This is a genomic window from Lentilitoribacter sp. JB5-8, from assembly GCF_055693385.1.
In genome coordinates, this window is sequence record NZ_CM146332.1 from 2,823,940 (window position 1) to 2,846,117 (window position 22,178).

General features: G+C 44.6%; 22 protein-coding genes. All 22 read right to left on the reverse strand.

All coding sequences use genetic code 11. The features are described 5' to 3' along the window. Positions 1-18 precede the first annotated feature (18 nt). On the reverse strand, positions 19-774 hold the full coding sequence (locus tag ACZ1GZ_RS13865) for a biotin--[acetyl-CoA-carboxylase] ligase (RefSeq protein WP_472665484.1): 756 nt from the start codon (positions 772-774) through the stop codon (positions 19-21). Then, the gene (gene nuoN, locus ACZ1GZ_RS13870; protein WP_472665485.1) at positions 775-2,217 is read right to left on the reverse strand and encodes an NADH-quinone oxidoreductase subunit NuoN; all 1,443 of its coding nucleotides are present in this window, start codon (positions 2,215-2,217) and stop codon (positions 775-777) included. It lies immediately after the preceding gene. Positions 2,218-2,235: 18 nt separating this feature from the next. Beyond that, positions 2,236-3,747, reverse strand: a complete 1,512-nt coding sequence (locus ACZ1GZ_RS13875; protein WP_472665486.1) for an NADH-quinone oxidoreductase subunit M — start codon at positions 3,745-3,747, stop codon at positions 2,236-2,238. Beyond that, positions 3,747-5,726 carry an NADH-quinone oxidoreductase subunit L gene (gene nuoL / locus ACZ1GZ_RS13880; RefSeq protein ID WP_472665487.1) on the reverse strand — a complete coding sequence of 660 codons (1,980 nt, stop codon included), beginning with the start codon at positions 5,724-5,726 and terminating at the stop codon, positions 3,747-3,749. The genes ACZ1GZ_RS13875 and nuoL overlap by 1 nt, the downstream gene beginning before the upstream one ends. 2 nt (positions 5,727-5,728) lie before the next feature. After that, on the reverse strand, positions 5,729-6,037 hold the full coding sequence (gene nuoK / locus ACZ1GZ_RS13885) for an NADH-quinone oxidoreductase subunit NuoK (protein ID WP_472665488.1): 309 nt from the start codon (positions 6,035-6,037) through the stop codon (positions 5,729-5,731). 9 nt (positions 6,038-6,046) lie between these two features. Next, positions 6,047-6,661 (reverse strand): NADH-quinone oxidoreductase subunit J, encoded by a 615-nt coding sequence (locus tag ACZ1GZ_RS13890; RefSeq protein WP_472665489.1) that lies wholly within the window; start codon positions 6,659-6,661, stop codon positions 6,047-6,049. Positions 6,662-6,774: 113 nt separating this feature from the next. Beyond that, on the reverse strand, positions 6,775-7,263 hold the full coding sequence (gene nuoI / locus ACZ1GZ_RS13895; protein WP_472665490.1) for an NADH-quinone oxidoreductase subunit NuoI: 489 nt from the start codon (positions 7,261-7,263) through the stop codon (positions 6,775-6,777). Between the two features lies 1 nt (position 7,264). Further along, positions 7,265-8,311, reverse strand: a complete 1,047-nt coding sequence (gene nuoH / locus ACZ1GZ_RS13900; RefSeq protein ID WP_472665491.1) for an NADH-quinone oxidoreductase subunit NuoH — start codon at positions 8,309-8,311, stop codon at positions 7,265-7,267. An 11-nt stretch (positions 8,312-8,322) separates the two neighbouring features. Beyond that, complete coding sequence (gene nuoG, locus ACZ1GZ_RS13905) at positions 8,323-10,404, reverse strand: NADH-quinone oxidoreductase subunit NuoG (protein WP_472665492.1); 2,082 nt, start codon at positions 10,402-10,404, stop codon at positions 8,323-8,325. A 47-nt stretch (positions 10,405-10,451) separates the two neighbouring features. Beyond that, the gene (locus tag ACZ1GZ_RS13910; RefSeq protein WP_472665493.1) at positions 10,452-10,874 is read right to left on the reverse strand and encodes a helix-hairpin-helix domain-containing protein; all 423 of its coding nucleotides are present in this window, start codon (positions 10,872-10,874) and stop codon (positions 10,452-10,454) included. A 4-nt stretch (positions 10,875-10,878) separates the two neighbouring features. Then, positions 10,879-12,186 carry an NADH-quinone oxidoreductase subunit NuoF gene (nuoF, locus tag ACZ1GZ_RS13915; RefSeq protein ID WP_472665494.1) on the reverse strand — a complete coding sequence of 436 codons (1,308 nt, stop codon included), beginning with the start codon at positions 12,184-12,186 and terminating at the stop codon, positions 10,879-10,881. Between the two features lie 20 nt (positions 12,187-12,206). Continuing rightward, complete coding sequence (gene nuoE, locus ACZ1GZ_RS13920) at positions 12,207-13,286, reverse strand: NADH-quinone oxidoreductase subunit NuoE (RefSeq protein WP_472665495.1); 1,080 nt, start codon at positions 13,284-13,286, stop codon at positions 12,207-12,209. Between the two features lie 50 nt (positions 13,287-13,336). Next, positions 13,337-14,527, reverse strand: a complete 1,191-nt coding sequence (locus tag ACZ1GZ_RS13925) for an NADH-quinone oxidoreductase subunit D (protein ID WP_472665496.1) — start codon at positions 14,525-14,527, stop codon at positions 13,337-13,339. Between the two features lies 1 nt (position 14,528). Continuing rightward, positions 14,529-15,134 carry an NADH-quinone oxidoreductase subunit C gene (locus ACZ1GZ_RS13930; protein ID WP_472665497.1) on the reverse strand — a complete coding sequence of 202 codons (606 nt, stop codon included), beginning with the start codon at positions 15,132-15,134 and terminating at the stop codon, positions 14,529-14,531. Between the two features lie 8 nt (positions 15,135-15,142). Beyond that, complete coding sequence (locus ACZ1GZ_RS13935; protein WP_472665498.1) at positions 15,143-15,718, reverse strand: NuoB/complex I 20 kDa subunit family protein; 576 nt, start codon at positions 15,716-15,718, stop codon at positions 15,143-15,145. Beyond that, positions 15,709-16,074, reverse strand: a complete 366-nt coding sequence (locus ACZ1GZ_RS13940; RefSeq protein WP_472665499.1) for an NADH-quinone oxidoreductase subunit A — start codon at positions 16,072-16,074, stop codon at positions 15,709-15,711. Before ACZ1GZ_RS13940 ends, ACZ1GZ_RS13935 begins: the two co-directional genes overlap by 10 nt. Before the next feature lie 305 nt (positions 16,075-16,379). Next, the gene (locus ACZ1GZ_RS13945) at positions 16,380-17,105 is read right to left on the reverse strand and encodes a lysylphosphatidylglycerol synthase domain-containing protein (protein ID WP_472668314.1); all 726 of its coding nucleotides are present in this window, start codon (positions 17,103-17,105) and stop codon (positions 16,380-16,382) included. Positions 17,106-17,331: 226 nt separating this feature from the next. Then, on the reverse strand, positions 17,332-17,829 hold the full coding sequence (locus ACZ1GZ_RS13950) for a hypothetical protein (protein ID WP_472665500.1): 498 nt from the start codon (positions 17,827-17,829) through the stop codon (positions 17,332-17,334). Then, positions 17,799-18,161 (reverse strand): hypothetical protein, encoded by a 363-nt coding sequence (locus ACZ1GZ_RS13955; RefSeq protein ID WP_472665501.1) that lies wholly within the window; start codon positions 18,159-18,161, stop codon positions 17,799-17,801. Before ACZ1GZ_RS13955 ends, ACZ1GZ_RS13950 begins: the two co-directional genes overlap by 31 nt. Before the next feature lie 13 nt (positions 18,162-18,174). Next, on the reverse strand, positions 18,175-19,128 hold the full coding sequence (locus ACZ1GZ_RS13960; protein WP_472665502.1) for an NAD-dependent epimerase/dehydratase family protein: 954 nt from the start codon (positions 19,126-19,128) through the stop codon (positions 18,175-18,177). Positions 19,129-19,130: 2 nt separating this feature from the next. Then, complete coding sequence (locus ACZ1GZ_RS13965; RefSeq protein ID WP_472665503.1) at positions 19,131-20,141, reverse strand: glycosyltransferase; 1,011 nt, start codon at positions 20,139-20,141, stop codon at positions 19,131-19,133. After that, a complete protein-coding gene (locus ACZ1GZ_RS13970) occupies positions 20,138-21,943 on the reverse strand; it encodes a hypothetical protein (protein ID WP_472665504.1) in 1,806 nt (601 codons plus the stop codon). Before ACZ1GZ_RS13970 ends, ACZ1GZ_RS13965 begins: the two co-directional genes overlap by 4 nt. Between the last annotated feature and the right edge of the window lie 235 nt (positions 21,944-22,178).

The window sequence follows — 22,178 nt, forward strand, 5'->3', positions numbered from 1 at the left end:
ATCTGTTCTTTCTTTTCTTTACGTATCGAGAAGGAAAACATCCCCTGCCGCAATTTTAATCTCGTCGCCATCATCCTGGCGCAAAATCAAATTGCAATCTTCCGATAATCCAATAAACCGGCCGTACAAAACCTCATTGGGAAGATTAATTTTGATATCTTCATCAATGCCGGCAGCATTTTCAAGCCATAAATCGCGAATGGCTGACAAACCGCGCCCTTCGTCCCACAATGCTAGGACATATTTCATCTCATCAAACAAATACGCAAAGAGATCTTGCGGGTTCACAGACACACCAAGCGAATTTAAACATGTGGTTTTGTATAAAGCCTGATCTGGGTGATGAGAGACATTAATACCAATGCCAATAACAACCGATATCTGATCTTTTGAAACCTGTTCAGATTCAAGCAATATGCCACAAACTTTTGCACCATCAATCAAGATATCATTAGGCCACTTTATCCGCACTTTAGCTGCAGAATTTGCCAAGGCTTTCTTAATTGCAAAATTCGCCGCCAATGCCGCAACCAATGGCAATGTACCCAGATTGTCTCGAGCCGAAGGATTGTTTAGCAATAAGGAAGCGTAGAGGTTTCCCGTTTCAGAAACCCATTGCCTGCCTCTACGTCCGCGCCCGCCAAGTTGACGTTCTGCAGTTATCCATAAACCTGATGCAGCGCCATTACGCGCATGTTGCAAACAAAAGTCATTGGTTGAAGAGACGTCACCTTCTTCAATGTGACGCCACTCGATTTGTATCTTTGAAACCAATTAGAAGAACGTGCGTGCTGCAACTTCAGCAGCAGTACCAATGGGACCACCGATGATGACATAGCCAAGGACAAATAGCCCTGCAAGGCTGTAGACCAAGCGTAACTCACCAGCAACCGGTGCGAATTCATGCTTAACTTCATCAAACCACATGATTTTGATAATGCGCAGGTAATAATACGCACCAACAACAGACGCGAGCACACCGATGATTGCCAGCGCATAAAGCTCAGCTTCAATGGCTGCAACAAACACAAAATACTTACCCCAGAAACCTGCAAGCGGTGGAATACCAGCAAGTGAGAACATGAAGATCGTCAATATCACAGCCATAAACGGATTGGATTTCGCTAGACCGGCAAGATCATTGATGTTTTCTAGGTTACCATCATCTTTAGTGCGCATTGCCAAGATACAAGCAAATGTGCCGAGCGTCATCACCATGTAGATCAACATGTAAAGAACAATACCAGACACGCCTGCTTGCGTACCAGCGGCAAGACCAACAAGTGCATAACCCATGTGACCAATAGAAGAATAAGCCATCAAACGTTTGATGTTGCTTTGTCCGATCGCAGCAAATGCACCCAAAACCATTGAAGCAATAGCAACGAATACAACAATCTGCTGCCATTCATGTGTGACTGTCTGAAATGCTTCAATAACCAAGCGGATAAACACAGCCATTGCAGCAACCTTTGGAGCTGCGGCTAAGAAAGCTGTCACCGGAGTTGGCGCGCCTTCATAAACGTCCGGGGTCCACATGTGAAATGGTACAGCAGAAATTTTAAAGGCAATACCTGCAAGCAAGAATACAAGACCGAAGATAAGACCAAGTTCCGGCTTACCACCTGTTAGCGCTGAAGCGATTTCATCAAAGCCTGTATGACCTGTGTAACCGTATATCAGTGACGCACCATAAAGCAGTATACCTGAAGAGAGTGCACCAAGTACGAAATACTTCAAACCAGCTTCTGTTGATTTTTCATCATCCCGTTTAATTGCAGCAACAACGTAAAGTGCAAGTGATTGAAGCTCTAAACCAAGATAAAGCGCAATCATATCATTTGCGGAAATCATCAGCATCATGCCAACGGTTGCCAGCAATACAAGGATTGGGAATTCAAAGAACGGATTTTTCTCAAACCGTGAATGTCCAATGGACATCATCAGTGCAACAGCTGAGCCAACCAGTGCCAGCACTTTCATAAACTTTGCAAATGGATCCGAAAGATATGCGCCATTAAACGCGTCCCCCTCGCCCACAACAAATACCAGCACAAGACCTGCGATAATAAGCAAGGCAACCGATAAACCATTAATCGCATTTAATGTCGATTGGCCACCATAAGCACCGATCATCAACAAAACCATAGCTCCAACTGCCAGCATTATTTCTGGCAGAGATAGATGCAGGCTCTCCATTAAAATCTCAGTCGTCATTTGAGTAGCATCCTCGTTTTATTTCGCTGACATTGCGATATTTTGCGCGGCTTCAAGAGCAGCAGAATATTGGGTGACAAGTGCATCAACCGATGCAGCGGTCGCATCAAATACTGGGATCGGATAAACACCGAAGAAAATTACCAGCGCGATAAGCGGGTAAAGAATTGATTTTTCGCGACCGGACAAATCAAGCAATGCTTTAAGGTTTTCTTTTTCAAGCGCACCAAACACTACTCTACGATATAACCAAAGCGCATAAGCGGCTGATAAGATAACCCCAAGCGTTGCAAACATTGCGGTCCATGTTGAAACTTGGAACACACCGATCAGAACCAAAAACTCACCGACGAAACCAGATGTACCAGGTAGGCCAACATTGGCCATTGTAAAGAGCATGAAGGCGACAGCATAGTTCGGCATATTATTTACAAGCCCACCATAGGCTGAAATCTCGCGAGTGTGCATACGATCGTAAACGACACCCACACACAAGAACAATGCGCCCGAGATCAAGCCGTGAGACAACATCTGGAAGATGGCGCCCTGCACACCTTGTGCGTTTGCTGCAAAGATACCCATTGTCACATAACCCATATGGGCAACAGACGAATAAGCGATCAACTTTTTAATGTCCGTCTGCATCATCGCAACAAGCGATGTGTAAACAATAGCAATCGCAGAAAGCGCGAATACATATGGAGCAAAATCAGCCGAAGCAACTGGGAACATAGCAAGCGAGAAACGAATAAGTCCGTAACCACCAAGCTTCAATAGCACACCCGCAAGAATAACAGATCCAGCAGTTGGCGCTTCAACGTGCGCATCTGGAAGCCAAGTGTGAACTGGCCACATTGGCATTTTAACCGCAAATGATGCGAAGAATGCAAGCCACAACCAAGTCTGCATTGAGACAGGGAAATCATATTCAAGTAGCTTTGTGATATCTGTTGTACCAGCCTGCCAGTACATTGCCATGATCGCCAAAAGCATCAGCACTGAACCGAGCAATGTATAAAGGAAGAACTTAAAGCTTGCATATACGCGGCGCTGACCACCCCAAACACCGATGATAATAAACATCGGGATAAGGCCTGCTTCAAAGAATACATAGAATAAGACAATATCAAGCGCGCAGAACACACCAATCATCAATGTTTCCAAGATCAAAAACGCAATCATGTAATCGCGGAAACGGTTTTTGATCGCATTCTTACTCGCAATAACGCAAAGCGGCATTAGGAATGTGGTTAGAATAATGAACAGCATTGAGATGCCATCCACACCCATATGGTATGTGATGCCGGAACCCAACCAGTCCATTTTTTCAACCATCTGGAACCCAGGATTTGAATTATCAAATCCAATCCAAACGAACAGCGAGAACACAAATGTGAACGCAGTAACCATCAATGATACGTAATAGACATTACGTCGCGAGGTTTCACCCTCGTCTTTCATGAAGAGCAACACCAAAACGCCGATAAGCGGCAAGAAGGTGACTGTTGATAGAAGTGGCCAATCAATCATTAAAATGCACTCCCGAGAGTCATCCAAGTTACTAGAGCGGCAATACCAATAAGCATGGCAAACGCGTAGTGATACAAATATCCAGTTTGGAACTTAACAACGCGGTTGGTAATGTCCTGCACGCGCGCTGCGATACCATTTGGACCAAATCCATCAATCACGCGACCATCGCCTTGCTTCCATAGGAAAGTACCAAGCCATTTTGCCGGGCGAACGAAGATAAAGTCGTAGATCTCATCAAAGTACCACTTGTTGAGCAAGAAATTGTACAGAATTGAGAAGTCTTCGGCCAAACGCTTCGGTGTTTCAGGTGAACGGATATACATGAACCAAGCGGTTGCAAATCCCACGACCATCGAAACAAACGGGCTCAATTTCACCCATACAGGCACATTGTGGAAGTCTTCCAGAACAGTGTTGCCTTCAACAGTGAACAACGCTGACTGCCAGAACATATCGTAATTGTCGCCGAAGAAATAAGACTTAAAGACGAAACCAGCTGCAAGTGCGCCAACCGCTAGAAGATAAAGCGGGATTAGCATAACCGGTGGAGATTCATGCACGTGATGCATAACATCAGCTGCTGCACGTGGTTTGCCGTGGAACGTTAGGAAAATCAAACGCCATGAATAGAAGCTCGTAAAGAGCGCTGCAACAACCAGCATAGTGAACGCAAATCCAGAAACACCCAATGGTGAAGCAAATGCTGATTCAATGATCGCATCTTTGGAGAAGAAGCCAGCTGTACCAATATAAGTTAACGGAAGACCAAGACCCGTTAGTGCAACAGTACCAATGACCATCATCCAATATGTAAGTTTGATATGCTTGCGCAATCCACCCATGCGGCGCATGTCTTGTTCGTCAGACACAGCATGGATCACAGACCCCGCACCTAAGAACAACAAGGCTTTAAAGAATGCGTGGGTGAACAAGTGGAATACCGCAGCACCATAAGCACCAACACCAAGCGCCACGAACATATAACCAAGCTGTGAACATGTGGAATAGGCAATAACGCGTTTAATATCGTTTTGTACAAGACCAACAGTTGCGGCAAAGAACGCTGTAATTGCACCGATAACAGTCACAACAGTTAGCGCTGTTGGCGAGAATTCGAAGATCGGCGACATACGTGCGACCAAGAACACACCCGCTGTCACCATGGTCGCAGCGTGAATAAGCGCTGACACAGGTGTCGGACCTTCCATCGCGTCAGGAAGCCATGTGTGCAGCAAGAACTGAGCTGATTTACCCATTGCACCCATGAATAAGAGCAAACAACAAACCGTCAATGCGCCGTTCTTATCCAGCTCCATACCAAAGATGGTTGCGATCACCTCGCCCATCTCACCAGTTGGTGCATAGTCAGATGCGCTTGCAAAGATCGCATCAAAAGACACTGAACCGAACAACATGAAGATACCGAAGATACCAAGCGCGAAACCAAAGTCACCCACACGGTTGACGATGAACGCTTTCATGGAAGCAGCAGTAGCTGAAGGTTTTTTGAACCAGAAGCCAATGAGCAAGTAAGATGCAAGGCCCACACCTTCCCAACCAAAGAACATTTGTACCAGGTTATCTGACGTAATCAGCATCAACATGGCGAATGTGAAAAGCGAAAGATACGCAAAGAAACGCGGACGATGCGGATCATGATGCATGTATCCGATCGAATAAATATGCACCAAAGTGGAAACAGAGTTCACAACAACAAACATCACAGCCGTTAGAGTATCAACTCTAAATGCCCAATCGATGGTAAGCGTACCTGATTGGATCCAGCTTAGAACCTGAATTTGAACAACATCTGTATCTCCAAATCCGATTTGGAAAAACACGACCCAAGATAGCAAAGCTGAAATGATCATGAACAAACATGTCACATATTCAGAAGCTTTGGCACCAATGCTGCGGCCAAATAATCCTGCGATAATTGCCCCAAGTAGAGGCAGGAAGACGATGGTATGATACATGACTAGCCCTTCATCATGTTGACGTCTTCCACGGCAATAGTGCCGCGGTTGCGATAAAATACGACAAGAATAGCGAGGCCAATAGCGGCTTCAGCTGCGGCAACGGTCAGGATAAACAAAGCAAACACTTGTCCAACCAGATCGTTGAGATGTTGCGAAAACGCAACCAAGTTCAAATTGACGGCCAAGAGCAAAAGCTCAACTGACATCAAAATAACAATGACGTTTTTACGATTTAGGAAAATACCAAATACGCCTATCGTGAAGAGGATCGCGCTAACGGTCAGGTAGTGAGAAAGTCCTATTTCCATAATTCTATCCTATAGCCCCTGGCCCGGCTTCACTTTAACAACCTCAACGGCTGTCTCAGGGCGACGCGCGACCTGACGTGAAATATCCTGGCGTTTAACATTAGGTTTGTGATTAAGCGTCAGCACAATTGCGCCAATCATCGCGACAAGCAAAATCAATCCTGCGATTTGGAAGAAGGCTACATAATCGGTGTATAAAATGTCGCCAAGGGCTGCTGTATTGGTACGCTCCGCAATGTCCGGAATTGGGCTCGCCCCGCTTCCCGCCGCATTGCTCTCAAACAAATTGCCGCCCAGCACGACAACCAATTCCGCTGCGAGTATCAGGCCGACCAAAGCACCAACAGGCGCATATTCTAAAGCGCCACTCTTGAGCTCAGCAAAGTCGATATCCAACATCATGACAACGAAGAGGAAAAGCACTGCAACAGCGCCTACATATACGACCAGCAAAATCATTGCCAAGAATTCGGCACCAGTTAGCAAGAATAATCCAGCGGCATTAAAGAATGTTAAGATCAAAAACAAAACAGAATGCACTGGATTACGCGCAGCGATCACCATGAACGCTGATGCAATCGCAACAAATGCGAAAATATAGAAGAACAGAGCCTGAAGACCCATAATCACTACCTTTTCAATTGGGCTGAGCTACCCCTCGCCCTGATCAAGATGACATCTTGACCAATATTATAATTTGCAGCCATCAAAAATGATGACCATTTTACCCCATCAACTTAACGATACGGCGAATCCAATGCGATGTTACGAGCAATTTCACGCTCCCAACGGTCACCATTGGCAAGAAGTTTATCTTTATCGTAATAAAGCTCTTCACGTGTTTCAGTCGCAAATTCGAAATTTGGACCTTCAACAATTGCATCCACAGGACAAGCTTCCTGACAGAAACCACAATAGATACATTTGACCATATCAATGTCATATCGAACTGTCCGGCGTGTGCCATCATTACGACGAGGGCCAGCCTCAATTGTAATAGCCTGAGCCGGGCAAATCGCTTCACACAATTTACAAGCGATACAGCGTTCTTCGCCATTTGGATAACGACGTAACGCATGCTCACCACGGAAACGAGGCGAAATCGGCCCCTTTTCAAACGGATAGTTCACTGTAGATTTTGGTGCAAAGAAATATTTCATAGACAGAAAGAAAGCGCCGACGAATTCTTTCAAGAATAATGATTTAGCTGCTTGTCCGATACCCATCTTAAGCGCTCCAACCTGTGAATTTCAGCACGAATGCAACAATCACGACCATTGCAAGTGATATTGGCAGGAATACTTTCCAACCTAGACGCATCAATTGGTCATAACGGTAGCGAGGCACGAATGCTTTCACCATCGCAAACATGAAGAAGACCATGCATGTTTTCAAAATAAACCAGATGATACCTGGTACCCAATTTAGGAACCACACATCCACCGGCGGCAACCAACCACCCAAGAACAGGATTGTTGTTAGCGAACATAAAAGCATGATCGCAAGATACTCACCGAGCATAAACATCATGAATGGCATGGATGAATACTCAACCATGTAACCCGCAACAAGCTCTGATTCAGCCTCTGGCAAATCAAATGGCGGACGGTTTGTTTCAGCCAAACAAGAGATGAAGAAGATCACAAACATTGGGAACAATGCCAACCAATGCCAATCAAGGAATGAATTCGGTAGACCAAGGTTTGTTCCCAAACCATCTTGCTGTGACAATACGATATCTGAAAGGTTCAGCGACCCTACGCACAACAGAACAGTGACAATTACGAAACCGATCGAAACTTCGTAGGACACCATTTGCGCAGCGGAACGAAGCGCGCCAAGGAAAGGATATTTAGAGTTGGATGCCCAACCCGCCATGATCACACCGTAAACCTCAAGCGAGGAAATCGCAAAGACGTACAAGATACCAACATTGATATTTGCAACCATCCAGCCTTCATTCAGCGGGATAACAGCCCAAGTGGCCATTGCAAGTGTCACTGTCACCAGTGGCGCGAGCAAGAACACGGCTTTATCGGAACCTGCTGGAATAATAGGCTCTTTAAAGGCTAGTTTGAGCAAATCAGCAAATGACTGGAACAAACCCCAAGGACCAACAACGTTTGGACCACGGCGCATTTGCACAGCTGCCCAAATCTTCCGGTCAGCATAAAGAATATACGCAATGAACACCAAAAGGCAGACCATTAGCAGCAATGACTGTCCAATCATGATGGCCGCTGGCCAGACATATGTTTCTACGAATGCATCCATGTCTCGTCTACCTATTCCGCTGCCGCTTTTGTTTGACCTTTGGCCAATGCTGAACATTCAGCCATGACCGCCGATGCGCGAGCAATTGGGTTTGTCAAATAGAAGTCTTTTACCGAAGAGGCAAATGCTGCTTTGTTCATTTTCCCAGATTTTTTTGCCAATTTTGCAATATCACCAGAATCTGCGGCAATACTGACATCGATGTCGGCAAAAAGAGGATAATTTTCATATAGATCAGCGCGAAGTGCTGCTAGCGAATCAAATGGCAATGTCTTTCCAAGAACATCAGAAAGCGCTCTTAAGATCGCCCAGTCTTCTTTCGCTTCACCCGGCGCAAAACCTGCACGGTTTGATATTTGAACACGACCTTCCGTATTCACATATGTACCAGATTTTTCAGCATATGTGGCTGCAGGCAAGATCACATCAGCATGATGTGCACCATTGTCACCGTGTGAGCCGATATAAACGGTAAAGCCAGCTGTTTTCTTCGTAAAGTCCAGCTCATCAGCACCAAGCAAGAACAACACATCTGCATCTGTCAGCATTTTAGAAGCATTCATACCACTTTCTTGCGGAACGAAACCAACATCAAGACCACCAACACGCGCTGCTGCATCATGAAGAACGGCAAAACCATTCCAGTCTTTTGTAACAGCTTTATATGTGTCTGCAATTTTCGCAGCAGTTGCCAACACGCCCTGCCCGTCAGAACGCGCCAGTGCACCTTGACCAACAATGATCATAGGACGTTTTGCGCGTTTTAGTTTGCTTGCAAACTTTGATTTGCCATCAAGCACTTCTTTAAGGCTATCAGGACCTGCGCCAAGATATTCAGCATCGTAACGAAGATCATTGTCTTCACCGATGACAGCAATTGGCATTGAATTCGCACGCCATGCTTTGCGGATACGTGCATTAAGCACCGAAGCTTCAAAACGAGGGTTTGAACCAATAATCAGAACAGCGTCTGCATCTTCAATACCGTCAATTGTCGGGTTGAAGATATAAGAGGCGCGACCAAGACTTGGATCGAGCTGTGCACCATCTTGACGACAGTCAACGCTTGATGAACCCAGCGAAGACATAAGCGTTTTAAGCGCGTACATTTCTTCAACTGTTGCTAAATCACCTGCAATTGCACCGATTTTCTCACCGCTAGTTTTACCAACAGCATCTTTGATTGCCGCAAATGCTTCTGGCCAGCTCACTGGTGTCAGGCGGCCATCTTTTTTCACAAATGGGCGATCAAGACGTTGCGTTTTCAAACCATCCCAGATGAAACGTGTCTTATCTGAAATCCACTCTTCGTTCACCGCTTCATTGATACGCGGCATAATACGCATAACTTCGCGGCCACGTGTATCAACTCGGATCGCTGAACCACATGCATCCATCACATCGATAGATTCTGTTTTGTTCAATTCCCAAGGACGTGCCTGGAATGCATAAGGACGGGAGGTCAATGCACCAACTGGACAAAGATCAATCACATTACCCTGCATTTCAGATGTCATGGCTTGTTCAAGATATGTTGTAATCTCAGCATCTTCACCACGGCCGATAAGACCAAGTTCAGAAATCCCGGCAACCTCAGTTGTGAAACGAACGCAACGTGTACAGTGGATACAACGGTTCATAATCGTCTTAACAAGCGGGCCAATATATTTGTCTTCAACAGAACGTTTGCTCTCTTGGAAACGAGATTGATCCATACCAAAGGCCATTGCCTGGTCTTGAAGATCGCACTCACCACCTTGGTCACAAATCGGACAATCAAGCGGGTGATTGATCAGCAAAAACTCCATCACGCCTTCGCGTGCTTTTTTGACCATTGGCGTGTTTGTAAAGACCTCAGGCGCCTGACCTTCAGGACCAGGACGGAGATCGCGAACACCCATTGCGCAAGATGCAGCTGGTTTCGGCGGTCCGCCTTTTACTTCAACAAGACACATCCGGCAGTTGCCGGCGATGGAAAGACGCTCATGAAAACAAAAACGCGGTACTTCCGCCCCTGCTTCTTCACAAGCTTGCAATAGCGTGTAGTGATCGGGAACTTCGATCTCGTTTCCATCTACTTTGATAACTGCCATGGTCAGTTGCCTACTTCTATTTCAACATCACAGTCTAATGACTGATATTACTTCTTTGCTTCGATTAGTGCTTTTGCCTGCCCTGCCCAATCATCGCGCTCTATGCGACCCGGGAAGCCAAGGTTTTCACCAATCTTAGCCATTTCTTTCGCCGACATATTTGCAATCTGCGCATATGTCGAAATTCCTTGTTTATTCAAAACCTGCTCAAGTTTGGGACCAACACCGGTGATTTTTTTAAGATCATCGTTTTGCCCTGCAACAGGTTCTGCACTTGCTTCTGCGCTTGCGCTCGCAACAGGGTTCATCTCAGGTTGCTTATCAGCTTCCTTCGATACATCCATCATGCCGCGAACAGCACCCAACCACATTTCAGTCATGACCGATGTCGTTTGCAAACCAATCACCGACATAGCCAAAAACGGGTTTTCAGCTTTGTAAGGATTGTATTTTGACGACGTCTTAGTCATTGAACTACTCAGCAGCCTCCAACTTCGTGTTCGTCGAATTATCAGCATTGCGCGTATAGGCATCAATGCGAGCTTCAATTTCTGGACGGAAGTGACGGATCAGACCCTGAATTGGCCAAGCTGCCGCATCACCCAGCGCACAAATTGTGTGGCCTTCGATCTGCTTTGTTACATCAAACAACATGTCGATTTCGCGTTTTTGCGCATTACCTTTGACCATGCGTTCCATCACACGCCACATCCAGCCCGTACCTTCACGACAAGGTGTACACTGACCGCAGCTCTCGTGTTTATAAAACGCTGACAAGCGCGCAATCGCTTTAATGATATCAGTTGAACGATCCATCACGATCACCGCAGCTGTACCCAAACCGGATTGCAACTCACGAAGACTGTCAAAGTCCATCGGGCAATCGATGATCTGTTCAGCAGGCACACAAGGAACCGATGAACCACCAGGAATAACGGTTAGAAGATTGTCCCAACCACCGCGTATACCACCACAATGCTTGTCAATCATCTCACGGAACGGGATAGACATCTCTTCTTCAAATGTTGCTGGCTTATTCACGTGACCAGATACACAGAACAACTTTGTTCCTGTGTTGTTTGGACGACCAAAGCCTGCAAACCAACCTGCACCACGACGAAGAATAGTTGGTGTTACCGCAACAGATTCCACATTGTTCACAGTTGTTGGGCAACCATATAGACCCATATTCGCTGGGAATGGAGGCTTCAAACGCGGCTGACCTTTTTTGCCTTCAAGGCTTTCAAGCAGCGCAGTTTCCTCACCACAGATATAAGCTCCTGCTCCGTGATGAACATAAACGTCCATATCGTAGCCAAGCTTGCTGTTTTTGCCCAAAAGACCTGCATCATAACATTCGTCAATTGCTGCCTGAAGTGCTTCGCGCTCGCGCATATATTCGCCGCGAACATAGATATATGTAGCATGCGCACCCATCGCGAAACCAGCGATCACACAACCTTCGATCAAGGTATGCGGATCGTGGCGCATAATATCGCGGTCTTTACATGTACCAGGCTCAGACTCATCGGCATTGATGACAAGGTAATGCGGACGACCATCGCTCTCTTTTGGCATAAATGACCATTTAAGACCTGTTGGGAACCCGGCACCACCGCGACCGCGAAGACCAGAAGCTTTCACTTCATTGATGATCCAGTCACGACCTTTTTCTAAAAGTTTTTTCGTGCCATCCCAATGGCCACGAGACATCGCGCCTTTGAGTGATTTGTCATGCAAACCATATATATTGGTAAAGATACGGTCTTTATCTTGTAGCATATTCTAACCTCTATCTCGCCCTAACGTGGTTTCTTGCCGAAGACTTTGATATATTCAGCTTCACCGCCCTTAGCGAGCGCTTTGGCCTGTTTTACCCAGTCATCACGATCAATACGACCTTTAAATTTCAAGTAGCCATCTACCCATTCTCGCTCAGCTTTTTTCCATTTGGAAATTTGCTCAAACTTGTAGATACCCAACCCGTTTAAAACACCTTCAAGCTTTGGACCGACACCTGAAATCAATTTTAAATCATCAGGTTTGGCTGGCTTCTTCATTTTTGCTGGACGGTTTTTGTCCGCTGCGGACACTGCAGCCACTGCCTTCGGTGCAGCCTTTTTCGCAGCTGGCGCTTTTTTAGCTGCAGTAGTCGTTTTTGCGGCAGCTTTTGGCGCAGCAGCCTTAGCTGCAGGCGCTTTCGTTGCAGCAGCTTTTTTAGCGGCTGGTTTTTTCGCAGGTGTTTTTGAAGCTGAAACACGCTTTTTCACAGGCGGCTCAGTCAAAGTCGTTGGACCACCCTCTGCGGCTGAGAAAATACGATCAATTTGAGGACCTGGCGTGATCTCATCACCCTTGCCAGATTCAAAACGCTCTAGAATATAAGAAAAACGCTCAGGTGTTAGATCTTCATATGCGTCTTTGAAGATCATGACCATTGGCGCGTTCACACATGCGCCCTGGCATTCAACTTCTTCCCAAGACATTGTCCCAGCTTCATTAAGCTCAAACGGCTCTGGATTAATGCGCTTCTTACACATTGAGATAAGCTCCTCAGAGCCACGCAACATACAAGGCGTTGTTCCACAAACCTGAATGTGGGCACGTTTGCCAACAGGCTTAAGCTGGAATTGCGTATAGAAAGTCGCAACTTCAAGCGCGCGGATATATGGCATGCCAAGCATATCAGCCACATACTCAATCGCAGACTTTGTCACCCAACCATCTTGCTCTTGAGCAAGCATTAGCAAAGGAATGACAGCAGACTGCTCGCGACCTTTGGGGTACTTTTTTACCCATTTTTTTGCTTCCGCTGTGAACGAGCGGTTGAACTTGAAACCTTCAGGTTGAAGGTGATCATCAGCTAAGCGGCGTACAGACATGATTTCCCCTTACGCGGCCAAAAAATAAAAACAATTGGAAAGGCAAATACTCATCGATCCACCTCACCAAACACGATATCAAGCGATCCCAACACAGCCGAAACGTCGGCAAGCTGGTGATTGCGGCATACAAAATCCATGGCCTGCAAATGCGCATAACCAGGTGCACGCAGTTTACAGCGATATGGTTTGTTCGAGCCATCTGACACCAGATAAACACCGAACTCACCTTTTGGCGCCTCAACAGCTGCATAAACTTCACCTTCAGGCACGTGATAGCCTTCAGTGTAAAGTTTAAAGTGGTGAATGAGCGCTTCCATTGAGCGTTTCATCTCACCACGCTTTGGCGGCACCATTTTGCCATCAAGCGATGACACAGGACCCGTTTTGTTTGCGCCCAATAGCAAATCCACACATTGACGCATGATTTTTGCAGATTCGCGCATTTCCAACATACGAATGAGATAACGATCATAGTTATCGCCATTTTTACCAATTGGAATATCAAAATCGAGTTCTGAATAACACTCATATGGCTGCGAGCGCCGCAAGTCCCATGCAGCACCTGAGCCACGAACCATCACGCCTGAGAAACCCCAAGCCCATGCGTCATCAAGCTTAACAAAGCCGATATCAACATTACGCTGTTTAAAGATACGGTTGTCAGTCAAAAGACCTTCAATGTCATCGCATGTCTTTAAGAATGGATCGATAAACTTGCCGATATCTTCAACGAGCTCATCCGGGATATCCTGGTGAACACCACCTGGGCGGAAATAAGCTGAGTGCATACGTGCGCCACATGCGCGCTCATAAAACACCATCAATTTTTCACGCGCTTCAAAGCCCCAAAGTGGCGGTGTCAGTGCACCAACATCAAGCGCTTGTGTCGTAATGTTCAACAAATGCGATAAGATACGGCCAATTTCAGAGTAAAGAACACGAATAAGCTGGCCACGCTTTGGAACTTCAACACCCATTAAACGCTCAACAGAAAGCGCAAATGCGTGCTCTTGGTTCATCGGGGCCACATAATCGAGGCGGTCAAAGTAAGGCACCGCCTGAAGATATGTTTTCGTTTCAATTAGCTTCTCAGTGCCACGGTGCAACAGACCAATATGCGGGTCAATACGCGTGACAATCTCGCCATCTAATTCAAGGACCAGACGCAACACGCCGTGCGCTGCAGGGTGCTGAGGACCAAAGTTAATATTAAAATTGCGGACATTATGCTCAGTCATCTTACTGCCCTTCCGCTTTTTCATCGCCAGGTAGGACATAATCTGTCCCTTCCCACGGACTTAAGAAATCAAAATTACGGAATTCTTGTTTCAGCTCAACAGGCTCATACACAACCCGTTTCACTTCATCATCATAACGCACTTCAACATAACCAGTTGTTGGGAAGTCTTTGCGCAACGGATAACCTTCAAAACCGTAGTCAGTTAGGATACGGCGCAAATCAGGGTGACCTGAGAACAAGATCCCGTACATATCGTATGCTTCACGTTCAAACCATTCAGCACCAGGAAATACAGATGTCGCAGATGGAAGCGTTTCGCCATCACCGACAGCAAGCTTAATGCGCAAACGGGCATTCTGCTGAGGTGACATGAGGTGATATACAACGTCAAAACGCTTTTCGCGTGATGGCCAGTCTACACCGCACAAATCAATGAAATTAACAAACTTACAGCGCGCATTTTCGCGCAGGAATGTCAGCAATTCAATAATAGCATCTGATGTTGTGACAAGCGTCAACTCACCATAAGCAATGTCCGCTGACAAGATAGCCGCGCCTTGGCTCTCTTTAATAAAACCAGCTAGTTCTTCGAGGTTTTCACTCATTCTCGACCCTATCGCTCGATCGTACCAGTACGACGAATTTTCTTTTGCAACATCAATACACCATAAAGCAGCGCTTCAGCTGTTGGAGGACAGCCTGGTACATAAATGTCTACAGGAACAATGCGGTCACATCCGCGCACAACAGAATATGAATAGTGGTAGTAGCCACCACCATTTGCGCATGAACCCATAGAAATCACATAACGTGGCTCAGGCATTTGGTCGTAAACTTTACGCAAAGCTGGTGCCATTTTGTTGGTTAGTGTACCCGCAACGATCATCACATCAGACTGACGTGGAGAAGCGCGCGGCGCAAAACCAAAGCGCTCAACATCATAACGCGGCATTGATGTGTGCATCATTTCTACCGCACAACATGCAAGACCAAATGTCATCCACATTAATGAACCGGTTCTTGCCCAAGTGATAAGATCTTCAGCTGATGTGACCAAAAAGCCTTTATCAGCAAGCTCATTATTCATCTCACCAAAAAACGCGTCATCGGCGCCAATTGGCTTGCCTGTGTTCGGGTCAATAATACCTTTAGGCTGAGGGGCTACAAGGGTTGTGTCACCTATTCCCATTCCAGCGCTCCTTTTTTCCACTCATATGCAAAGCCGATCGTCAAAACACCCAAGAAAACCATCATCGACCAGAAACCAAACCAGCCCAAATCACCGAATGAAACAGCCCATGGGAAGAGGAATGCAACCTCAAGGTCAAAAATGATGAACAAAATAGCGACAAGATAAAATCGAATATCAAATTTCATCCGTGCATCATCAAACGCATTAAAGCCACATTCATATGCAGATAATTTTTCAGCATCGGGTGCTTTATATGCGAGTGCAAATGGAGCAATCAAAAGGGCTAGGCCGATTACGAGCGACAGTCCCAAAAAGATAGCTATTGGTAAATAAGAACCAAGAAGTTCAGTCATTATGTCTTTTCCTGCTGGTCAACACACTATGTTATTTGCACCAAGGCGTGCGAAAAAATGGCGAGTCCCATTTATTACGCCATCGTCGATTGGTTACCGCAGCAGCGCACAAGGTGCAAGACCATCTGAAAGGAAAATTGATATAACTCGCAATTTATTCAACGAATGTTGTCATTCCTATGGAACAACATGCCAAATAATACATAAACACCTCATTATATTTGCCTATTTCCGCACAAATTTAAAACGAATGTGTCTCTGCATGAAAAAGGATCTCGATCCTGATAAAAATACCAGTTCACTGATTAAGAGCTGGATTTCTTACTTGCTGACTTTCCAGCAATCTCAGCAATAACGAATGCGATGCAAATTACAAACAGGCCCGAACATTGTAAAACCACCGCGCCCGCAAGATAAGCGCTATATTCAAAGAAAGGTGCATAACTGCCAACGAGTAGCACAACAGCCTGATAACTGCCGATATTTGCAGGCGTTATAGAGAAAAGGTAAGATAGGTTTACGCTTGAAACCATTGCCAAGGCTAAAACCCAGGAAAATTCTGCATTCTGAAAAATATTGAAGAACACAAACATAGCCGCAGCCATCATAAACCATATAATCAGTGTTAGACAAAATACCTGCCCGTGAAGCTTTGAATTATCCATATATCCAAAAGCTTCGACATATTTATGAAGTTTCATATTTGGAAGAAGCTTCTTAATTAAATGAGCCAGATATGAGTGTGCCATCCAAAGCACAAGGTATCCGGCAACCAAACACCCAATCACCAGATAAGCAAAATATTTGAGCTCAATAAATTTATCATCCAGACTGGTGAAGGCGAACAAAAACAAAATCAACAAAATAAGAAGGTCAAGAAGGCGCTCGCCAATCCACATCGATAGCGCGTCAGAATGTTTATCCTTGGCATGTTTTTGCATCCAAACCACCCGATACGCTTCTCCCATGCGAAACGGCGTAACAGCCCCGAAAAAAACATTCTCGGGAACCCAATAATAATTGACTTCCAGCTAATTGGTGCAACGGACCGCGTTAAAATTCCAAAACGAAGGAGGCGTAATATATAGGCCATAGTAAACAAAAGAATGAACGCAAGTGAGGCCAGCCATGTTGATGCACTGGTGAAAGATTGTGCGAGCAAATCATAATCGATACTTCTAAAGTTCTTAAACGCTCCCCAAAACACGACTATCCAGATCAAGCCCAAAATTGCTGGTTTGAGGAATTTCTTCAGCATCATAGATCGTTTGTCCAATATTCGGACTTCCATGCAAATTGACTATCAAACCGTTGATGCAAATCATTCAACCTATTCCAGATGTTTGCTGTCGATTGCGGCAGTTTTGTATTAGACTGAGACTGATTTCTTAGTTTAATATCTAAATTTTCTTGCAGTCTAGCCATCGCAATTTGGCGATCCTGAGACTTAAAAAGTCTTAGCAATTTTTCAAATTCTTGCTCTTGCGTTTCTTGGGAAAAGAAATTGTCAAACTTAAACAGCGATATTTTCGTACCCGTAGGAAGCGCTTGAAAAAACTGCTTGTGATGATGGTTCCAAAGTCGGAACCCATATGCAAGCGGAAGACCTTCGCGGCGTTTGATGGACTTTGCCACTTGCACCGGAGACCGATATATAAATACAATCTCAGAAAGATCTGTGACCTCTGTCCAGATTGGCAAGGTTAAACAAAATCTTGGATCTTTTACAAAGATATCAGCATTTTCATGCGCCAATTGCTTAAGTCTATCTCGCTGAAACACGCTATTTTTTTGAATTTGTTTTTGCCCGGGGAAAAGAAATATTTCCATTTTCGCGTCGCAAAAATAGAAAAATGTCTTTTAACACCTTCCTCTGCCATGGTCATCCAAGCGTCTAGCTCTGCATTCTTACCAAGAATGAGTTTATTGTTGGCGTCCACAACATTCATATTTTCAAAATAGCCACGCATATTCCATTTATCAGCCGGAAACAGTTTGCTTGGGTCACCAAAATCTGCACCCAATTCATGCAAAGACTGAGAAATAAAAGAGGTCCCACTTCGATGCATACCGGTAATAATTTTCAAAAGATCGTCCTCTTCAGTTCAATATATTCTGACCGAATTTCAAAGTTAGGCTGTCAATGGATTGAAGCATACCCGTTGTGCGCAAATTTGGCGGTAGAACACTTTTAGAAAAAGTAATATTCCGAGAATTTTTCACGTCAGCTTTAAACCCAACAATTGGTTGCTTGTTTAAACTTTGCTCAACAAATTGCAATAGCTCAAAGATCGAAGTTGGCTTACCGCTTGCAAGCACAAATATGCTTTTACCCTCAGGTAAGCGACCTAAATTCATCGATACAAAACGCGCAATATCAATATTTGAAATATAGTCGCGCAGTGTCGTTGGTCTCGCGTATATCGTGGTTAGTTTGTTAGATATTGTGTTTTGCATCAATGCTGTGACAACACCAACACGTTTTGACCTGGGTGAATAACCAAAAACTGTACTGGGTCGATAAATCCCCAATGACTTAAAGAAATCAAGTTTCTGACTTAATTTTTGCTCAACGCTAAGCTTAACTTGTCCATAGGGTCTAATCGGACTTATATCATCGATGTTTTCAATGCGTTCTTGCCCCTCATAAACACCTCCAGCAGAGCTAAAATAGTGAAAATTCACCACCCAATTAGCACTTGAGATTTTCGCAAATCTATCAATGAAATTGAAGAGATATTCTGCTTCTTGTGTCATGGCTTCAGTGCTTTCATTAAAACCTGAAATTCCTGCAGACCAAACAATATCTATCTTCAATGAAGCTTGTACATCATCCTCAGACATAATAGACCGTAGCTGATCCACAACGTGTTTCAATTGACCGTCAACGGGTTTACTCCAATCAAATGCAACAAATCTTGAATGCATGCCACCGGCTTTAAGCTGGAAAAATAGTTCATCTCCAATGAGTCCACGCCCAAATAGCAAAACAAAACATCCCCCATTGCGGTCGTTTTGTTGGCCGGAAGTATTGGCGTGATACAAAATATTCATTTTTAGCAGAAGTAATCTTTAAGGATAGAGTCTCGAGATCGATCGACAACGAAAAACTTCGGCTGACCGTTCGCTTTGCCCATCAAAAATGAAATATACTCAAATATCATAGAGAACATAAATAAAGCTGCTCCACCCATGACAAGATTTATCACCATCAGCGATCGCCATCCAGAAAATCCTGTATCTGTTACTTGACCGAAAAGTGAGCTGAGCAATATAAAACAAACATATAAAATTGCCGCAAAAACAAACAAAAGCCCAGCCAAAGCAACTATACGCGTCGTTTTAAGGTGAGATGTCATCACCATACGTTTAGCATGAGAAAGCAACCTTCTAAAGGAATATCCGCTTGTATTGGTTGTTTGGTGACGTTCATCCGTCATAAGGATATCCACCGCATATATCCGTTTTGTGAACCAGGTTAGAACGACATCGAAGTAAGCATCTTGTGCAGAACTACTACAAGCAGTGCGCGCGATTTCGCCTCGCATTAGCCGAAAACTATTGAACATTCTCACATGTTCAACATTGGTCAAAATTGAAACAAACTTCTTAAACAGCTTTGATGAAAGATCGCGGGATGCACCACCATGCACTGAACTTACAGGTTTGGCATAAACAACATCCCCGTTTTGTTTAAGAAGTTCTTTAAACAAGCCGGGGATTTCACTTGGATGGTGCTGTAAATCTTCATCAAGAGTGACAATCCAGTCACCCGATGAAAACAACACGCCACAGCTCGTAGCAGCGTGTTGTCCAAAGTTTTTCGACAAGCATACCAAATTTACCCATGGATATTGCTTCACCATCTCATCCATGACGTCTGAGGAATTATCCACCGGCTCATCCAAAACGAAAATGGCTTCCGTGAGTTTCAACGGTGAACCGGCCAATTCCAATTCGGTTTTGAACTGATCAAGTTCCCCGCATAAATTCGCCAAATAATTTGCGCCTGAATAGACCGGTACGACGATAGAAAGCGTTTGGGTTTCAGCTACTTCGGAGCTCATTTCTCAACCTCATTTGTCATGATTGCTGCATATTTAAAATGCTCGATGTTGATTTCAGGATGTGATGCGCAGAACTGGAGGCCATTCACTAGGCTTTCAACACCAGTTAGATTTATTGTGCCTTCGACCAGGTTATATTTTGCGATCGAGTTTTGACTATTATCGGTAATACTTATCAACAATTTCGAATTTGGGATGTGTTTGTCCAATTTTACCGTGATGCGCGCTTCCCACAGTACTAAAGTATTTTTAGCCTCTAACACCACACATGATTCATTTGCTTGAACAGCCTGCATTTGAATGGCTTCATCTTCTACACGAATGGATTCTGCTATTTTCTGACGCGCTAAATTTCTGTGAGGCTTAATGGCCGGATTAAACACATTGAGTTGATTTTCAACAAGATATGAAACCATTTTACCGTATGATTTTTCACCATTGTTGCCCGCAACATTGTGCCTCAAGGTATATTCATTGCCCGGATTATTTTGTCCATAAACCAGTATTTCAGCATTGTTAGCTGCAGAGAGTGCTAACCTATGTCGCAGATCAGTCGAGAAGATATAAGAGCCTATAAATAACCCGATTTCCAAAAGAGCGATCGCGACGACCCCCTTTTTTAACCAGGGGAAATTAGCCACTGGACGCAATAGATCCGCCAACAACAACAAGCAAGCCAACACAATAAGCTGGCGATAGTTATTATATCTTGGCGATTCAATGAGTGACCACCATTCAGATCCTGAAGAACGAAACAATACGCCAGCAGCAAGCATGGCAAACATTGACCAGGCGATGATCGTCACCACCAAATTGCATCTGTGTTTAAATAGGCTCATCAGTAAAAGCACAATAATCAAAAATCCAGCAAGGGTATTAAATATGCTTCCTAAATAGCTAAGCCCCCACCCGATCAAGGTCGCTGAAAGAATGGCCTTACCAAATGCCCTTGTATAATCAATGGCGTGAAAAATTTGTGCAAAAATTTCGTCAAGGGGTGGCATTTTGGGATTGTGTCGGCCGAACCAATGATCCAGCAACATTTTATAACTTATCGCGATCGCTAAAATCGTCACCGCAATAACGACATAACGAAGATTTTTCTGAACGATCCCTCTAGACAACAACACCAAAAAAACAGCGATGCTACAAAATAATGCATAGGTTTCGTGGATATTCAAAAATACCAGCGTAGTGGGAATTATCAAGATAAGCGCAGCTAGAAATTCCCACCGTGATTGCTGCGTATTAGTAAGGAACAACCTCTCGATCAAAACACAGTACAATACCAAAAAGCTTAGCATTACCATTTGAAATGCGACCAGCGGCCATTGTGCATAAATGGGCAAAATTTTTGAGATGACAATAGTTGCCAATGCGAGAGGGCCCCAAAATTCGGGCTGAAGATACCAGCGTGCCTGAGTTAGGTCCGGTTTGAACCGCTTAGACAGCAACATAATTGCAATTGCGCATGAGCACAGCAAACCCAGGATAAAATCAATACGAAGGTTCAATCCAAGTAATTCAGCGTTTAAATAATGATAGGTATGCATAAAAGGTGTTGGATGGTGATTACTCCACAACAGTTTTATGCTTCCGCCTTCATAGAAAACTGGAAAAATTATTCTGTAAAAATGGCGAAAAATATCATTTCGAACGACATAATTGATCTCAGGATAGTGCAATACCAAAACAAAGGCGCAAAGAAGGACAACGCCAATGAAAAAATAAAATCGATTAAGCTTTCCAGATGAAAAAAATGCCATAGTCCAATTGAACTGTTTACCGTCAAACTGGTCCATAAAACCTCACACTAAAAACCCTAAGGTTCTATGACTTGCCCTTAGCTTGGATGAAAGCTAGTTATATCAATTATCTCATCAATACAAGTTTGACTGATCCAGCTATCCCTGTGAATCTCAACCCACGTCAACTACTCATAGATGAATAAGACAGAAACTACAACCGACTTGAAATCCACTAAATACTTCACGCTTGAGTAGGTCGCCATGGCAATGGTGAGCGCTTAGCTCGCAG

What these genes read in the sequence shown, in the direction of transcription:
- nuoH (WP_472665491.1), bottom strand. Translation starts at nt 8,311, where the DNA reads ATGGATGCATTCGTAGAAACATATGTCTGGCCAGCGGCCATCATGATT.
- ACZ1GZ_RS13890 (WP_472665489.1), bottom strand. Translation starts at nt 6,661, where the DNA reads ATGGGTCTTCAGGCTCTGTTCTTCTATATTTTCGCATTTGTTGCGATT.
- ACZ1GZ_RS13910 (WP_472665493.1), bottom strand. Translation starts at nt 10,874, where the DNA reads ATGACTAAGACGTCGTCAAAATACAATCCTTACAAAGCTGAAAACCCG.
- nuoG (WP_472665492.1), bottom strand. Translation starts at nt 10,404, where the DNA reads ATGGCAGTTATCAAAGTAGATGGAAACGAGATCGAAGTTCCCGATCAC.
- nuoI (WP_472665490.1), bottom strand. Translation starts at nt 7,263, where the DNA reads ATGGGTATCGGACAAGCAGCTAAATCATTATTCTTGAAAGAATTCGTC.
- nuoN (WP_472665485.1), bottom strand. Translation starts at nt 2,217, where the DNA reads ATGACGACTGAGATTTTAATGGAGAGCCTGCATCTATCTCTGCCAGAA.
- nuoF (WP_472665494.1), bottom strand. Translation starts at nt 12,186, where the DNA reads ATGCTACAAGATAAAGACCGTATCTTTACCAATATATATGGTTTGCAT.
- ACZ1GZ_RS13875 (WP_472665486.1), bottom strand. Translation starts at nt 3,747, where the DNA reads ATGATTGATTGGCCACTTCTATCAACAGTCACCTTCTTGCCGCTTATC.
- ACZ1GZ_RS13940 (WP_472665499.1), bottom strand. Translation starts at nt 16,074, where the DNA reads ATGACTGAACTTCTTGGTTCTTATTTACCAATAGCTATCTTTTTGGGA.
- nuoL (WP_472665487.1), bottom strand. Translation starts at nt 5,726, where the DNA reads ATGTATCATACCATCGTCTTCCTGCCTCTACTTGGGGCAATTATCGCA.
- ACZ1GZ_RS13965 (WP_472665503.1), bottom strand. Translation starts at nt 20,141, where the DNA reads ATGAGCTCCGAAGTAGCTGAAACCCAAACGCTTTCTATCGTCGTACCG.
- nuoK (WP_472665488.1), bottom strand. Translation starts at nt 6,037, where the DNA reads ATGGAAATAGGACTTTCTCACTACCTGACCGTTAGCGCGATCCTCTTC.
- ACZ1GZ_RS13930 (WP_472665497.1), bottom strand. Translation starts at nt 15,134, where the DNA reads ATGAGTGAAAACCTCGAAGAACTAGCTGGTTTTATTAAAGAGAGCCAA.
- ACZ1GZ_RS13935 (WP_472665498.1), bottom strand. Translation starts at nt 15,718, where the DNA reads ATGGGAATAGGTGACACAACCCTTGTAGCCCCTCAGCCTAAAGGTATT.
- ACZ1GZ_RS13960 (WP_472665502.1), bottom strand. Translation starts at nt 19,128, where the DNA reads ATGAATATTTTGTATCACGCCAATACTTCCGGCCAACAAAACGACCGC.
- ACZ1GZ_RS13925 (WP_472665496.1), bottom strand. Translation starts at nt 14,527, where the DNA reads ATGACTGAGCATAATGTCCGCAATTTTAATATTAACTTTGGTCCTCAG.
- nuoE (WP_472665495.1), bottom strand. Translation starts at nt 13,286, where the DNA reads ATGTCTGTACGCCGCTTAGCTGATGATCACCTTCAACCTGAAGGTTTC.
- ACZ1GZ_RS13970 (WP_472665504.1), bottom strand. Translation starts at nt 21,943, where the DNA reads ATGGACCAGTTTGACGGTAAACAGTTCAATTGGACTATGGCATTTTTT.